The sequence below is a fragment of the Streptomyces sp. NPDC043812 genome (assembly GCF_056436245.1).
The window spans coordinates 187705-202420 of record NZ_JBWKCY010000015.1 but is presented as its reverse complement, the minus strand read 5'-3'; the positions used below and the strand labels follow the sequence as shown (position 1 = coordinate 202420).

14 protein-coding genes are annotated in these 14716 nt (G+C 71.8%); 10 read left to right on the top strand and 4 right to left on the bottom strand.

The window, feature by feature from the left end:
- Nucleotides 1-373: 373 nt before the first annotated feature.
- The 6 genes from AC067Z_RS22940 (at nucleotide 374) to AC067Z_RS22915 (ending at nucleotide 7457) form a co-directional block, all read left to right on the top strand.
- Nucleotides 374-2560, top strand: coding sequence for a HEAT repeat domain-containing protein (locus AC067Z_RS22940; protein WP_478791440.1), 2187 nt, complete (start codon nucleotides 374-376; stop codon nucleotides 2558-2560).
- A gap of 87 nt (nucleotides 2561-2647) precedes the next feature.
- The gene (locus tag AC067Z_RS22935; RefSeq protein ID WP_478791439.1) at nucleotides 2648-2959 is read left to right on the top strand and encodes a zinc-ribbon domain-containing protein; all 312 of its coding nucleotides are present in this window, start codon (nucleotides 2648-2650) and stop codon (nucleotides 2957-2959) included.
- A 116-nt stretch (nucleotides 2960-3075) separates the two neighbouring features.
- Nucleotides 3076-4461, top strand: a complete 1386-nt coding sequence (locus AC067Z_RS22930) for an FtsW/RodA/SpoVE family cell cycle protein (RefSeq protein ID WP_478791438.1) — start codon at nucleotides 3076-3078, stop codon at nucleotides 4459-4461.
- Complete coding sequence (locus AC067Z_RS22925; protein WP_478791437.1) at nucleotides 4458-5942, top strand: penicillin-binding transpeptidase domain-containing protein; 1485 nt, start codon at nucleotides 4458-4460, stop codon at nucleotides 5940-5942. Before AC067Z_RS22930 ends, AC067Z_RS22925 begins: the two co-directional genes overlap by 4 nt.
- Before the next feature lie 4 nt (nucleotides 5943-5946).
- Complete coding sequence (locus tag AC067Z_RS22920) at nucleotides 5947-6999, top strand: amidase family protein (protein ID WP_478791436.1); 1053 nt, start codon at nucleotides 5947-5949, stop codon at nucleotides 6997-6999.
- Nucleotides 6996-7457: a DUF3291 domain-containing protein gene (locus AC067Z_RS22915; protein WP_478791435.1), complete on the top strand. Its 462-nt coding sequence runs from the start codon at nucleotides 6996-6998 to the stop codon at nucleotides 7455-7457. The genes AC067Z_RS22920 and AC067Z_RS22915 overlap by 4 nt, the downstream gene beginning before the upstream one ends.
- On the opposite strand, the gene AC067Z_RS22910 is transcribed toward AC067Z_RS22915, so the two are convergent.
- The 3 genes from AC067Z_RS22910 to AC067Z_RS22900 all read right to left on the bottom strand — a co-directional run bounded on the left by AC067Z_RS22910 (nucleotide 7458) and on the right by AC067Z_RS22900 (nucleotide 10205).
- Nucleotides 7458-8057: a Uma2 family endonuclease gene (locus AC067Z_RS22910; RefSeq protein ID WP_478791434.1), complete on the bottom strand. Its 600-nt coding sequence runs from the start codon at nucleotides 8055-8057 to the stop codon at nucleotides 7458-7460.
- Nucleotides 8058-8145: 88 nt separating this feature from the next.
- Nucleotides 8146-9051, bottom strand: a complete 906-nt coding sequence (locus AC067Z_RS22905) for an ADP-ribosylglycohydrolase family protein (RefSeq protein ID WP_478791433.1) — start codon at nucleotides 9049-9051, stop codon at nucleotides 8146-8148.
- Between the two features lie 41 nt (nucleotides 9052-9092).
- Nucleotides 9093-10205 carry a ferritin-like domain-containing protein gene (locus AC067Z_RS22900; protein WP_478791432.1) on the bottom strand — a complete coding sequence of 371 codons (1113 nt, stop codon included), beginning with the start codon at nucleotides 10203-10205 and terminating at the stop codon, nucleotides 9093-9095.
- 165 nt (nucleotides 10206-10370) lie between these two features.
- On the opposite strand from AC067Z_RS22900, the gene AC067Z_RS22895 reads away from it, so the two are divergent.
- The 4 genes from AC067Z_RS22895 to AC067Z_RS22880 all read left to right on the top strand — a co-directional run bounded on the left by AC067Z_RS22895 (nucleotide 10371) and on the right by AC067Z_RS22880 (nucleotide 13452).
- Nucleotides 10371-11306 carry an AurF N-oxygenase family protein gene (locus tag AC067Z_RS22895; RefSeq protein ID WP_478791431.1) on the top strand — a complete coding sequence of 312 codons (936 nt, stop codon included), beginning with the start codon at nucleotides 10371-10373 and terminating at the stop codon, nucleotides 11304-11306.
- A gap of 89 nt (nucleotides 11307-11395) precedes the next feature.
- Nucleotides 11396-12124: a TetR/AcrR family transcriptional regulator gene (locus tag AC067Z_RS22890; protein ID WP_478791430.1), complete on the top strand. Its 729-nt coding sequence runs from the start codon at nucleotides 11396-11398 to the stop codon at nucleotides 12122-12124.
- Between the two features lie 10 nt (nucleotides 12125-12134).
- Nucleotides 12135-12413, top strand: a complete 279-nt coding sequence (locus AC067Z_RS22885) for a hypothetical protein (RefSeq protein WP_478791429.1) — start codon at nucleotides 12135-12137, stop codon at nucleotides 12411-12413.
- A 214-nt stretch (nucleotides 12414-12627) separates the two neighbouring features.
- Entirely contained in the window at nucleotides 12628-13452 is an 825-nt protein-coding gene (locus AC067Z_RS22880; protein WP_478791428.1) for a coiled-coil domain-containing protein, read from the top strand.
- Between the two features lie 26 nt (nucleotides 13453-13478).
- Here AC067Z_RS22880 and AC067Z_RS22875 read toward each other — a convergent pair whose 3' ends face one another.
- Nucleotides 13479-14714, bottom strand: coding sequence for a styrene monooxygenase/indole monooxygenase family protein (locus AC067Z_RS22875; protein WP_478791427.1), 1236 nt, complete (start codon nucleotides 14712-14714; stop codon nucleotides 13479-13481).
- Nucleotides 14715-14716: the final 2 nt, after the last annotated feature.

Below are 14716 nucleotides of genomic sequence, written 5' to 3'. Positions count from 1 at the left end.
AGCCCGGCCGACGTGGGAGCGGGGGGCGGGCCGAGTGTGAAGTCCCATGTCAGACAAGGGGCGAGGGACGCGAGCGCACCGTCCCTGTGGTGCTCAGGGACGAGGCTGGTGCGGCCCCCGTCCCTGTCATGACGGGCAGCTGTGCGGCCGCCCGGAAGGCTCGCGTACAACCGGTTCCGGACCTTCGCTCACGCGGACGTCACCCGCAGTCCGTGCATGGCACCATCACCCCCGGCCAGGGGGGTGGGCACGGCCACGGGGTGCAGGTTCCTGCAGTCCGACAACCGGCGTGATAGCGGACCCGAGGTCCCGGCGGTGGGGCACACTCTCCCCAGACGCAAGGACGACACAGGGTTCTTGGGAGGGGGCAACGGTGTTCGCGGGGATCGACGAAGTCGACTGGGCCGCTCTGGCGCATGCCTACGGCCCGGCCGACGACGTGCCGGAGTTGTTGCGCGGGCTCGCCTCCGCGGATCCCGATGAGCGCGAGAGGGCGCTCGACGGGATGTACGGGGCGGTGCACCACCAGGGGGACGTCTACGACTCGACGCTCGCCTGCATCCCGTTCCTGATGGAGCTGGTGGCCGACCCCACGGTCGAGGACCGCGGCGGCATAGTCGAGTTGCTGACCAGCATCGGCGGAATCGACCTGGACGACGACGAACTCGATCCGGACGACGAGGAGTTCGAGGACGCCGCCAACTACGCCATGGCGGCGTCCGCCGTTACGGCGGGCGCAGATGTCTTCCTGGAGCTGGCGCACGACCACGATCGCGGGGTGCGTCTGGCGGTGCCGCTGGCCCTGGCCACGCTGCACGGCGATCCGGTACGGGTGCTGCGGCTGCTGCGGGAGCGGCTGGACGCCGAGAGCGACAACGAAGTACGGCTGGCCTGCATCGATGCGGCCGGCCGGACAGCCCTGCGGCACACGTGCCTGACGGACGAGGTCGTCGGCCTGCTGATGCATCTCGCGGGCCCGGACTACTGCGCCGGGCTGCGGCTCGGTGCCATCGCGCAGCTCGCCCGCTGTGCGCCGGGCGCGCTGCCCGGCGACATCGTCCCCTGGGTGACGGGGCTGCTGCGCCAGCTGCGCGCGGAGCCGGTGGTGGTGGCCGCGGAGGCCGAGTTCGGTTCGGCGGCGCCGCCCGTCGAACCGCGGGCGATGCGGGCGGCCGCTGCCAGTGGCCGCGCGGCGCCGTGGACGGCGGATCTGCTGCGGACGCTGCACGCCGGCCTCGGGGACCGGGTGGACGACCGGATCGCGCTGCTGGTGGACCAGTTGTGCAGCCCCGACAGGGGGCAGCGGGTCGACGCGGTACGCATGAGTGAGGGGCTGCTGCGGACCTACCGGGGTGCGTACGACGAGCTGGTCACCCTCATCGGGGAGCAGCTCGCCGATACCGAGCCGCGGCTCGGCGACGCGGCCGCCCATCTGCTGAAGGGCCTGTTCCAGCTGGCCGCTCCGGCCGCGGACGCACTGGTGGAGAGGGTGGAGGCGTACCCGTCCGGCTGGGTGCGCGAGTGGGACACCGGGCCGCCGGCACTCGGCTCCGCCGTCACGGCGCTGGTCCGGGCCGGTGACCCGCGGGTGGTTCCGGTGCTGGCCCGCATCCTCGGCCGGCGGGAGGTGCCGGGCGATCTGACGGCTTCGCTGGACCGGCTCGGGACCGCGGCGACTCCGCTGGCGCCCGTGTTGTGCGACCGGCTCTCCCGTGTCGGCCTCGACGAACGGCTCCACGAGCAGGCCGGGCCGCTGCTGCACGGGCTGTCCGTGCTGCGGGCGGCCGACACGCTGCCCGAGGCCGTGCCGGCGGTGCTGCGGGTGCTGCGGGGGGCACCCGCACACCGCCGCGAGGCAGTGATGAACGGGGCGCTGCTCGCGCTGACCTCGTTCGGGCCCGCGGCGCGGGAGGCCGTCCCGGATCTGAGGGGGCTGCTGCGTGGTCTCCCGGGCGGCGGCGGTCGGATGTCCGGCGGCGGCGCGGGCCGTTCCGCAGGCCGCTCGGCGGGCCGCTCCGCCAGACTTTCGGCCAAGATTTCCGCGGATCCGTCAGCGGATCTCTCGGCGGCGGTCACCGCGCGGGCGGCCGGTGCGTTGTGGGCGGTCGACGGTGACGCCGAAGCCGTGCTGCCGGTGCTGTGCGCGGTGCTGAACGGCTCGGATCCGGCCGCGCGGCGGACGGCCGCGTCGGTGCTCGGCTCCCTGGGACCGGCCGGAGCCCCGGCCGCCGAGACGCTCGGCCGGCTGCTCTGGTCGGCCGATCCGTGGATGCGGGTGGAGGCGGCGGCCGCGCTGTGGCGGGTGAGCGGGGATCCGGGGCGGGCCTGGCCGGTGCTGCGCAGGGCATGGTCGGAGATGCCGTACGCCCGGGTGCTGATCGCGGGTGTCATGGCGGAGCTGACGACGCGGGGCGCGGAGGGCGCGGACCGGCTCGTGGATCGCGAACTGCTGTCCGTGCGGCGGCACAACGCGATCGACGGCGCCTGTGGCGGCGACGACATCCTCGTGGACGAGAGACTGCTGGCCCTGTGCCGGCGTGCCGTGATGGGCACGCCGTGAGACGGTCCCGCGGAGCCGCCGGGGGCCCCGGCGTACCGCGGACCCCGGTGCGTGGGTGATGCTGGACCACGACGGAGGGACCAGGAAATGATCATTTTCGGCACCAAGGGCTACATCTACCAGCTGGCCGTACTCACTCTCGTGTGCGGCCACTGCGGCAACCCGTCGGCGCACACGCTCCGCAAGCGCGTCACGAAGTTCACGCTGTTCTTCGTGCCGCTGTTCCCGCTGTCGACGAAGTACGCGACGCAGTGCACGTTCTGCGGTGCGGAGCAGCAGCTCACGGCGCCGCAGGCGGAACAGCTGCAGCTGCAGGCGGCGGGCGGGCAGGGTGCGCCGGGGCCGCAGCAGTACGGACAGGCGGGTCAGCACGGGCAGGGGAACCCGTACCGGCGCTGAGGCGCCGGGGCGGACACCGCGCGGCTGACGGGCCGGACCGCCGCCACAAAAGACGCACCAGCATGTAGACCAGGACATAAAGGGAAAACCTCCGGCGGCTTGCTACGTTGCGTGCCATGACCGCAACGACGGCGGACAGCCCGCCGCCCGAGCCACGCCCCGCCGGACGGCGGGGCGTCGAACTCTCGCTCCTGGTCTGCGCCGTCCTCATCTCCGTCTACGGATACACCGCCGTCGGTCTTGCCCGGCACGGCGCCGTGCCGCCGGACACCCTCGGTTACGGAGCCGGTCTCGGCCTCCTCGCCCTGGTCGCCCATCTCGCCGTACGCCTGCGCGCCCCGTGCGCCGACCCCCTGCTGCTGCCGATCGCCGTGCTGCTCAACGGAATCGGCCTGGTGCTGATCTACCGGCTCGACCTGGAGACGCCCGGCGACATCGCCGCCCCCACCCAGCTGGTGTGGTCCGCGCTCGGCATCGCCCTGTTCATCGCCACCGTCATCGCCGTGGACGACCACCGCGTACTGCAGCGCTACGCGTACGTCAGCGTCGTCGCCGCCCTCGTCCTGCTGAGTGCGCCGATCCTCTTCCCCGCCGTCAACGGCGCCCGGATCTGGATCAGGATCGGCGGACTGTCCCTGCAGCCGGGCGAGTTCGCCAAGGTGCTGCTCGCCGTGTTCTTCGCCGCGTATCTGGCCGCCAACCGCGGCGCACTCGCGCACACGGGCCGGCGCATCGGGAGGATGCAGCTGCCCGCGGGACGTGTCCTCGGGCCGGTCCTCGCGATCTGGCTGCTGAGCGTCGGCGTTCTGGTGCTGGAGCGGGACCTCGGCACATCGCTGCTGTTCTTCGGGCTCTTCGTCGTGCTGCTGTACGTGGCGACCGGCCGGATCGGCTGGATCGCCGTCGGTCTCCTCCTCGCGGCTGCGGGGGCGTTCGCCGTCGGTTCGCTCGAACCGCACGTCCATGGCCGTGTCCAGGACTGGCTCGACCCCTACGCGACCATCGAGGCCGGTCAGGGACCCGGCCAGCTCGCCCAGTCGCTGTTCGCCTTCGCCACCGGGGGCGTGCTCGGCACCGGTCTCGGGCTCGGACACTCCGTCCTGATCGGCTTCGCGGCCAAGTCCGACTTCATCCTTGCCACCGTCGGCGAGGAGCTCGGCCTCGCGGGCCTCACCGCACTGTTCCTGCTGTACGCGCTGCTGGTAGCCCGCGGTTACCGCGCCGGGCTCGCGCTGCGCGACGCGTTCGGCGGCCTGCTCGCCGTCGGCCTCTCCTCGATCCTTGCGCTCCAGGTGTTCGTCATCGCGGGCGGCGTGACCGGCCTGATCCCGCTCACCGGCATGGCGATGCCCTTCCTCGCCCAGGGCGGTTCGTCGGTCGTCACCAACTGGGTGATGGTGGCGCTGCTGATCCGCCTCAGCCACTCGGCCGGCGCGGCGCCTCCGGTCACTGCCGGGCCGGAGGCCGGGCAGGTCACCGACAAGGCGGCGGTCGGCCGATGACGCAGCCGACCGCCGAGCGCCCCCTTCGCCGGTACATCCGGCACGCGGCCGTGTTCTGTGTGCTGTTGCTGGTCGCGCTCCTCGTCAACGCCGCTCGGGTGCAGGTCGTCGAGGCACCCGCACTCGACGGAAATCCGGCCAATCGGCGGGGCGCCATTGCCCGTTACGCCGAACCGCGCGGTGACATCGTCGTGGACGGCAGGCCGATCACCGGTTCCCAGGACACGGGCGGGCGGCTGCGGTACGAGCGGACCTACGCGCAGGGGCCGTTGTACGCGCCCGTGACCGGCTACGCCTCCCAGACGTACGGCACGTCTTTGATCGAGAACATCCAGGACAGCATCCTCTCGGGCACCGACCCGCTGCTGGCCACGCTGCCGTTCTGGAACGACCTCAGCCGCGGACGCTCCGCCGCGGGGCAGGTCGTCACCACCATCAGGGCGTCGATGCAGCGGGCCGCGTACGAGGGACTCGGCGGCCGCCGAGGCGCGGTCGCGGCGCTCGACCCTGCGACGGGCCGGATCCTCGCCCTGGTCAGCAGCCCCTCGTACGACCCCGAACTGCTCGCGGGCTCGGACGAGGAGACGGGGCGGGCCTGGACGCGGCTGAACGGCGCCCCCGCACAGCCGATGCTGAACCGGGCCATCCGGCAGACGTATCCTCCGGGTTCCGCGTTCAAGATCGTGACAGCCGCGGCGGCTCTGGACTCGGGCGTCGTCGACGACGTGGACGCACCGACGGGTACGCCGGACCCGTACTTCCTGCCCGGTACCGGCACCAGGCTGCCCAATGTGGCCGACGGCTGCGAGGACGCCTCGCTCGCCTACGCGATCCAGTGGTCGTGCAACACCGTGATGGCGAGGCTCGGCGCCCGGGTCGGGCTCGCAGACATGATCAAGACCGTCGCCGGGTTCGGTTTCAACGACGCGGGACTGCGGATCCCGGCCGCGGTGTCGCGGTCCAACTTCGACACGGACATGTCCATGGACCAGCTGGCGCTGTCGTCGATCGGGCAGTTCAACACCACGGCCACACCACTGCAGATGGCGATGGTCGCGGCAGCGGTCGCGGGCGGCGGGGAGGTCCGGTACCCGCATCTGGTGGAACGGCTGACCCGGGCCGACGGCGATCCGGTGGAGCAGTACGGCCCCCGCGCCTACCGGCAGGCGATGACCCCGGTGACCGCGATGCGGCTGCGGAGACTGATGGTGCAGGCCGTCGAGGACGGCACCGGGAGGAACGCGGCGATCAAGGGGGCGATCGTCGGCGGCAAGACGGGCACGGCGCAGCACGGCGTGGGCAACACCGGTGCGCCGTACGCCTGGTTCATCTCCTGGGCGCAGGCTCAGGACGCGACACAGCCCGCGGTGGCGGTGGCCGTGGTGGTGGAGGACGCGGCGGCGGACCGGGGGGAGATCAGCGGCGGGGGCAGCGCGGCGCCGATCGCGCGGGCGGTGATGAGGGCGGCGCTGCGAGACTGACGTCATGGGTGTGGCACAGGCGCTGGGGACGATCGAACGGCTCGATCCGGGGCTGAGCGCCTTCGTCGAGGTGTGGGGCGGGCAGGCGCTCGCCGCCGCTGTCGACCCCGGACTCCCGCTCGCCGGGCTGCCGTTCGCGGTGAAGGGCCGTGCGGGCATCCGCTCGCACGCGGCCCGTCGGCTGATGGCGGCAGGTGCGGTCCCGGTCGGTGCGACGGCGGTGCCGGGCCCGGGTACGTCCTGGCAGACGTGGGGGCTGGGCGCGCACGGCCCGACGCGCAATCCGTGGCGGGCCGACCGCACCCCGGGGGGTTCGTCGGCGGGCTCCGCGGTGGCGGTCGCGGCGGGGATGGTGGGGCTGGCGACGGGCAGCGACGGGGCGGGGTCGGTGCGGATCCCGGCGGCGTGGTGCGGTGTGTTCGGCCTGAAGACGACGAACGGACTGCTGCCCTCGCCGGACCGCACCGGCCTGGCGTCGGCGGGTGTGCTGACGCCGCGGGCGGCCGGGGCGCGGGCGTATCTGCGCTCCGTCCTGGACGCGTATGCGCCGACACCGCCGGATCTGCCGCTGCGGGCGGTCTGGTCGCCCGACCTGGGGTTCGCGGACGTGGACGGGGAGGTGGCGGCGGTGGCCCGGGCCGCGGTGGACCGGCTGGCGACTGCGGGGGTGGTGCGCCTGGTGCACGGGGACGCGGCGCTGCTGGACCCGGCGGAGGCATGGGCGGCGGTGCGGGCGGGACGGGCGCCGGAGGCCGCGGCGGTGCGGGAGGAGAACGACCGGCGGCTCGACGCGCTGTTCGCCGGGGCCGACGTGCTGCTGACCCCGGCGACCCCGAACCGCCCGCACGGCCACGAAGGCCCTGGACCCGATGTCTACTCCACGGCTCTGACCTGGGCGTTCAATCTGAGCGGCCACCCGGCTGCGAGCCTTCCGGCGGGCTTCACGGGTGACGGCTGCCCGGTCGGGCTCCAAGTGGTGGCGGCGCGGTGTGCGGACGTCTCACTGGTCGAAATCTCGGTTGCGGCCGAGGCGTACCTGCATACCGTGCGGCTATGACCCTGACTCACGAACTCGCCCAGGTGAACATCGCCCGCCTCAAACACCCTTTGGATTCGGTGCAGTTGAAGGACTTCGTCGACAACTTGGACCCGGTGAACGCGGTCGCGGACGCGGCGGACGGCTTCGTCTGGCGCCTTCAGGACGCGACGGGGAACGCGACGGACCTGCGGGCGTTCGACGACGATTCGATCATGGTCAACATGTCGGTGTGGCGGGACACCAATGCCCTGACGGCGTTCATGTACCAGGGGATGCACCGTGAACTGCTGGCGCGGCGCTACGAGTTCTTCGAGCGGATCCAGGAGGTCATGACCACGCTGTGGTGGGTCCCGGCGGGCCACCGCCCGACGGTCGCGGAGGCGGAGGAGCGCCTGCGCCATGTGCGGGAGCACGGGCCGACGGACTTCGCTTTCACACTGCGCACGTCGTTCCCGCCCCCGGCGGCGACGGCGTGATCAGCGCCGACGGTTGATCGCGGTCAGGTCGATGTCGATGGGGAAGGGGAGAGCAACCTTGAGCCGCCCGCGGTAGATGCCTCCCAGCGCGTAGACACCGGTCGCGGGGTCGAGCTCATAGACGTAGACGACCGGCATGCCGTCGCTCTCCTCGACACGCCAGAAGTGGGGGACACCGGCCTGCGCGTACTTGCGGGGCTTGAGTTCCCGATCACGCTCCACCGAATCGGCCGAGACGACTTCGACGGCCAGGACGACGTCGTCGGGGCTGAACCACGTCTGCCGCGGCCCCTCATCCGCGTCGACAGGAACCACGAGCACATCGGGCTCAGGCCGGTTCCTCTTGTCCAGCTTGATGGTCATCTCCCGGATCGCTTCGAGATGGTCCGGGGCCTGGTCCATCAGTGCGTTTTCCAGAAGGCGCATGGTCCGCGAGTGGAACCGGGTCTGCGGACTCATCAAGACAAGACTCCCGTCGATCAGCTCCGTGTGCGGAGGAAGATTGGGAAGCCTGTCGAGGTCATCCGCCGTCCAGCCGTCGGCCGGCGGGCGAGGCCACTCGTAGCCTTCGCTCAGCCCGTACTCACGTGCGGCGCTCATGATCGCTCCCATGCGACGGAGTCTGCCTGGCCTTCCCAGCGTACCCAGGAGAGATTCCACATCGACCCTTCGAAAGGGTGATCGACGATCAGGCGTTGACCGGCGGGGGCCCGCCCGGCACGGCCTCCCGCCGCTTCAGCCATTCCGCCGGCACCCCGTCGACGCCCGTCGCCGCGCCCACGATGCCGCCCGTGATCGCGCACGTCGTGTCCACGTCGCCGAAGCCTTCCGCCGTCGACCAGAGCGCCGCCGTCAGGTCGCCGGGGTGGCGGGCCGCCGTCCAGACCGCGAAGGGGACCGTGTCGTCCGCGCGGATCCGTTGGCCGTTGCCCAGCAGGTCCGCCGCCTTCCACGGGGGCGTGGTGAACGGAACCCGGACCGCGCGGAGGAGACCGTCGTGGACCAGGCCCGGCGGGGTGCGTTCCGCGACCGCCGCGATCGTCAGTTCGCCGCGCGCGGACAGGGCCGCCGCCGTCGCGACGGCCACCGCACCCGCAACGCCCTCCGGGTGGGCGTGGGTCACCCGGGCCGACAACTCCGCCTGACGGGCGACGGCGCCGAGGTCGGCGCGGAACCACGCGCCGAGCGGGGCCACCCGCATCGCCGCGCCGTTGCCGAGGCTGCCGCCGTCGAACAGTTCGGGCGCGAGCGACCGCCAGGCCGCCGGGTCCTCCAGCAGCGCGGGCAGAAGCATGTGCATCCCGTGGCCGTAGCCACGTGCCGGATCGGCGTCGAAGGTGAGCGCGAAGCAGGCCGCCAGCCGGTCCTGGTCGATCTCGCCGTACTGGTCCAGTACGCGCTGGATCGCGAGCGCCATGGCCGTGTCGTCGGTCCAGTGCCACTCGGGCTCGGGCGGGGTGCGACGGGCCCGGATCTCCTCGTACGCCTGCTCGCGCTCGCGGAACAGCGGGAACCAGCGCTCGCCGAACGCGTCTCCGAGCGCGAGCGCTTCGAGACTGCGGCGGGCGGCCGTACGGTCGGCGGGGGATGGCATGCCCGCCATCCTGCCGGGCACACCGCGGCCCGTACACCGACTTACGACGGCTGCGCCGCCCCCTCCGCGATCGCGTCGGCGACCTCCGACACCCGCTCCTGCTCCTCGGCCGCGAACCGTTCCCGGTCGAGTTCCTCGGCGATCTCCTCGTCCTGGGACATGAGGAGGTCCAGGTTGGCGTCGCCCATCTCGAAGACGCCCATGTCCAGGTACGCCTTCTGCAGCCGCTCGCCCCACAGCCCGATGTCCTTGACGCACGGCACGATCCGGCTGAACAGCAGCTTGCGGAAGAGGTGGAGGAATTCGGACTGTTCCGTGTACTCCTCCGCTTCCTTCTTCGAGACGCCGAAGTTCTCCAGGACCTCGACCCCGCGCAGCCGGTCGCGCATCAGGTAGCAGCCCTCGATCACGAACTCCTCGCGTTCGCGCAGTTCCGCGTCGGACAGCTGCTTGTAGTAGTCGCGCAGCGCCATCCGTCCGAAGGCCACGTGGCGGGCCTCGTCCTGCATGATGTACGCCAGGATCTGCTTGGGCAGCGGCTTCGTGGTGGTGTCGCGGATCATGCCGAACGCGGCGAGCGCCAGGCCCTCGATGAGGACCTGCATGCCGAGGTAGGGCATGTCCCAGCGGGAGTCGCGCAGGGTGTCGCCGAGCAGCGACTGGAGGTTGTCGTTGATCGGGTAGAGCATGCCGATCTTCTCGTGCAGGAAGCGCCCGTAAATCTCCGCGTGCCGGGCCTCGTCCATGGTCTGGGTCGCCGAGTAGAACTTCGCGTCGAGGTCGGGCACCGACTCGACGATTCGTGCCGCGCAGATCATGGCGCCCTGCTCACCGTGCAGGAACTGGCTGAACTGCCAGGAGGTGTAGTGCTTGCGCAGTTCGCCCCTGTCCTGGTCGGTCATCTTCGCCCAGTGGCGCGTGCCGTACAGCGTCAGCGCCTCGTCGGGGGTGCCGAGCGGATCGTACGGGTCGACCTCCAGGTCCCAGTCGATGCGCTTGGCGCCGTCCCATTGCTTGTCCTTGCCCTTCTGGTAGAGGGCGAGCAGCCGTTCCCGGCCGTCCTCGTACTCCCAGCTGAAGCGTGCCGAGCCGGAGGCCGGCACCTGCCAGAGCGGGCTTTCGGGTGCGTGTGTGTAGCGGTCCTGTGTCGACACCGAGCGGCTCCTTCGCCTCACGAGCCCTGCCACCAACGACAGTTGGCAGGCTCACACGCTGGTAGACAGATAGTCAACAAGTCGCGCACGGGGGATTGACGAGCTTGCTGACAGGGAGTCTCATAACCGTGACCCGGTAATCCTGATGGTGAGGTGCCCTCAGCCATGACAACCGTGACGGAACGCGACGTGCAGCTCCTCCGCGACGCGCTCGGCCCCCTCCGGGACCGGGAGCAGGTCGCCGCACGCCTCCTCGAGTCCTCCGCGAAGCACTCCTTCGACCCCGACAAGGAGCTCGACTGGGAGGCCCCGATCGAGGACGGCAAGTGGTTCTGGCCGCCGGAGCTGCTCTCCCTCTACGACACCCCGCTGTGGCACAGGATGTCCGAGGAACAGCGGATGGACCTGGCCCGGCACGAGGCCGCGTCGCTGGCCTCGCTCGGCATCTGGTTCGAGATCATCCTGATGCAGCTGCTGGTGCGCCACATCTACGACAAGTCGGTCACCAGCAACCACGTCCGGTACGCGCTCACCGAGATCGCGGACGAGTGCCGCCATTCCATGATGTTCGCCAGGATGATCCAGAAGGGCGGCGCCCCGGCGTACCCGGTGCCGCGGGTCTACCACAACCTGGCGCGCGTGCTGAAGACCGTGTCGACGACGCCGGGTTCGTTCGCGGCGACCCTGCTCGGCGAGGAGATCCTCGACTGGATGCAGCGCCTCACCTTCCCCGACGAGCGGGTGCAGACCCTGGTGCGCGGGGTCACCCGCATCCATGTGGTGGAGGAGGCCCGCCATGTGCGGTACGCGCGGGAGGAGTTGCGCCGCCAGATGGTGACCGCGCCGCGCTGGGAGCAGGAGTTCACCCGGATCAGCTGCGGCGAGGCGGCACGCGTGTTCAGCGTCTGCTTCGTCAACCCGAAGGTGTACGAGAACGTGGGCCTGGACCGGCGCGAGGCCGTCGCCCAGGTGAAGGCGAGCGGCCACCGGCGCGAGGTCATGCAGACCGGCGCACGGCGGCTCACCGACTTCCTTGACGACATCGGTGTGCTCCGCGGACCGGGACGCAGGCTGTGGAAGAGCTCCGGGCTGCTCCCCTAGAGCCTCTCGTGCAACCCGGGTCGTTCGTGCCCCGCAAGGGCCGAAAGTCGGGCCCTGGCGCCCTGGACCGTGCGATTACGCTGCGGAGCATGACCAGTCCCGCTCCGGCGTCCCGCGCGTACCGACGGCTCAGCGTCGAGGAGCGCCGCAGCCAGCTGCTCGCGGCGGCGCTCGCGCTCTTCGCGCACCGGCCGCCGGAGGAGGTCTCGCTCGACGACGTCGCGGAGGCGGCGGGGGTGTCCCGGCCGCTCGTCTACCGGTACTTCCCCGGCGGCAAGCAGCAGCTGTACGAGGCGGCACTGCGTTCGGCGGCCGACCAGCTGGAGAACTGCTTCGCCGAGCCCGCCGTGGGACCGCCGACCGAGCGCGTGGCGCGCGTGCTGGACCGCTATCTCCGGTTCGTCGACGAGCACGACACGGGGTTCAGCGCCCTGCTGCGGGGCGGCAGCGTCGCCGAGACCTCCCGTACGACCGCGATCGTCGACGAGGTGCGACGGGCCGCGGCCGAGCAGATCCTGGTCCATCTCGGCGCCGGCCGGCCGGGACCGAGGCTGCGGATGATGGTGCGCACCTGGATCGCGGCCGTCGAGGCGGCTTCCCTGATCTGGGTCGACGAGGGCAAACAGCCGTCGGCCGGCGAACTGCGCGACTGGCTCGTGGACCATCTCATCGGCCTGCTCGCGGCCACCGCGGCGACCGACGGGGAGACGGCGGCGGCGGTCAGGGACCTGGTGGCCCAGGAGACCTTGGACGGTGCGGTCGGCACGCTGGCCCGGCGTCTGGTACCCGTCGTGGGCGACGCGGCGCATCTGCTGTGACACTGGTGCCGTGAAGAGCGAGAACACCCCCTTCGTCGGCGGCCCGCTGGACGGACGCGTGCTGCCGGTGCTGGTGGGCCCGACCGGCCACCCCCCGAAGTGGTACAAGATCCCCGTCCCGCACGACGACGGCACCACCCCGCCCACCGTCCACGTCTACCGCCGCGTGCCGGCCGGCCATACGAAGCGACTGGGGCTGCAGCGGGGCTGGAAGTACGAGTACGCGCCGGAGGGCGTCGAGCGGCGGGAGATCAGGTGGCCGTGGTCGAAGCCGAGCGGCTCGCGCTAGGCCCTGTCCGGGCGGGGATCCGCACATAGCCCCGCGGGCACCGGTCCCCGGCCCGCGCGTCCTGGCCAGGAGCCACGCCGAGGAGATGCGGCACTCCGCCTCGACGGGTGACGCCGTTGCGCCGACCCGACCACCCGCCGGGCGGGTGCGCCGGCACGTCCTCATGCTCGGGCGCGTGGGACGGACCGGCCGTCCCGCAGCCGGAGGTGATGACGTGTCAGGCAGGGCACTCCGTACGGTCTGCACGACCGCGCTGGTCGCGGTCACGGCCCTCACGACGATTGCGGCACCGGCGGCCGCCGACCCCCACGACGCCGGACCCACCGGCACTGTCGCCGACAAGGTGCTCGGCGATCTCGGGGACGGCGTCGTCGAGGCGCTCGTCGGTGGGAACGGTCAGGGCGGGGCGGCACTCGGCGGCGAGGCCGGCACCCCGGTCGGCACGACCGGCGTGCTGACGCGGCTTCAGGAGCTCTACCGGCAGGCCGAGAACGCCGAGACGAGCGAAGGCACGGCCGTGAAGGAGCTGAAGCGGCAGCGGACGGAGACGGCCCGGCTCGCGCGGGAACTGGCCGAGGCCCGCGGGGCGCTCGTCACCCATCGGGCGGCCGCCGGGAGGATCGCGCGGGAGCAGTACCAGGGCAGTTCCGATCTGTCCGCCTATCTGCAGCTGCTGCTCTCCCGCACTCCGGAACAGGCCCTGGACCAGGGCCATTTGATCGAACGCGCGGCAACGGGACGGCTGGCGGCCATGTCCCGGCTGGCGGCGACCGAGCGGCGGGCCCGCGAGCTGGCGGCCGACTCGCGCGCGGCCCTCGACGCCGAACTCGTCCTGGTCGCCCGGCAGCAGAAGGCACGGGCGACGGCCACGGCCCGCCTCAGATCCGCCGAGGCGCTGCTGGCCACGCTGTCCCCCGAGGAGGTGGCAGCCATCGGAGCCGCGGAGCAGGCCCCGCCGCGCCTGCCGGACGGTGCTGCGGCAGGAACGGCCGGGGACACCCCCGCGCCCGAGTCGGAGCCGGCGCTCCCACCGGGGTGAGCGCCGGGACTCCTCACCCGGCGCTGTCAGGCGCCCGAGATCTCCGCGAGGTACGCCGCGGTCCTCTCCGGGTCGTAGAAGAAGTTCTCGAAGTCCGCGGGGTCGTTGAATCCGTTGGCGAACCGGTCCGCTGCCGGCTGGAGCTGGCCGGCCGCGCCGATCAGGTTCAGTACGTGCTCCGGCGGGACGCCGAGCATCGCGTTGGTCCACTTCGTGACGTGCTGAGCCGTGTCCCAGTAGCGGTCGAACGCCGCCTGCATCCACTCCTCGTCGAACGGCTTGTCGCCGTGCTCGGTGATCGAGGCGAGGTAGGAGGCCGCGCACTTGGCCGCCGAGTTGGAGCCCTGTCCGGTGATCGGGTCGTTGGCCACGACGACGTCCGCGACGCCGAGGACGAGACCGCCGCCGGGGAGCCGGCCGATGGGATTGCGCACAGTGGGCGCGTAGCGGCCGGCCAGGGTGCCGCCCGCGTCCGTCAGCTCCACCTTGGTGGCTCGCGCGTACTCCCACGGCGTGAACCGCTCCATCAGCTCAAGCGTCAGGGCGAGGTGCTCGGCCGGGTCCTTGACGCCCTGGAAGACGTCGAGCGGGCCGCCGGGGATGCCCTCCCAGAAGAGGATGTCCGCACGGCCCGACGTGGTGAGCGTCGGCATCACGAACAGCTCGCCGACGCCCGGCACCAGGTTGCAGCGCACCGCGTCGTAGTCGGGGTGCTCGGGGCGCGGGCCGAGGCCGTGGACGTAGGAGACGGCCAGTGCGCGCTGCGGTTCGGCGTACGGGGAACGGGAGGCGTCCCGCCCGAACATGGAGACCAGCTCGCCCTTGCCGGCCGAGACGAGAACCAGGTCGTAGGTGCGGGAGAAGTAGTCCAGGTCGGAGACGGCCGCGCCGTGGATGACGAGCTGTCCGCCGCGCTGGGCGAACGTCTCCATCCAGCCGGCCATCTTCACGCGCTGGTCGACGGACTGGGCGTAGCCGTCCAGCTTGCCCACCCAGTCGATGGCGCGGGAACCGTCCGGCGCGGCGACGGAGACGCCGAGGCCCTCGATCCTCGGGGCCTGTGTCTCCCAGAAGTTGATGCCGAGGTCCCGCTCGTGCTGGAGGGCGGTGTGGAACATGCACTGCGTGGACATGACCCGGCCGGTCCGGATCTCGTCCGCCGTGCGGTTGGACATCAAGGTGACCTCGTAGCCCTGCGACTGGAGGCCGAGCGCGAGCTGGAGTCCGGACTGGCCGGCTCCGACTATGAGTATCTTCCGCATGA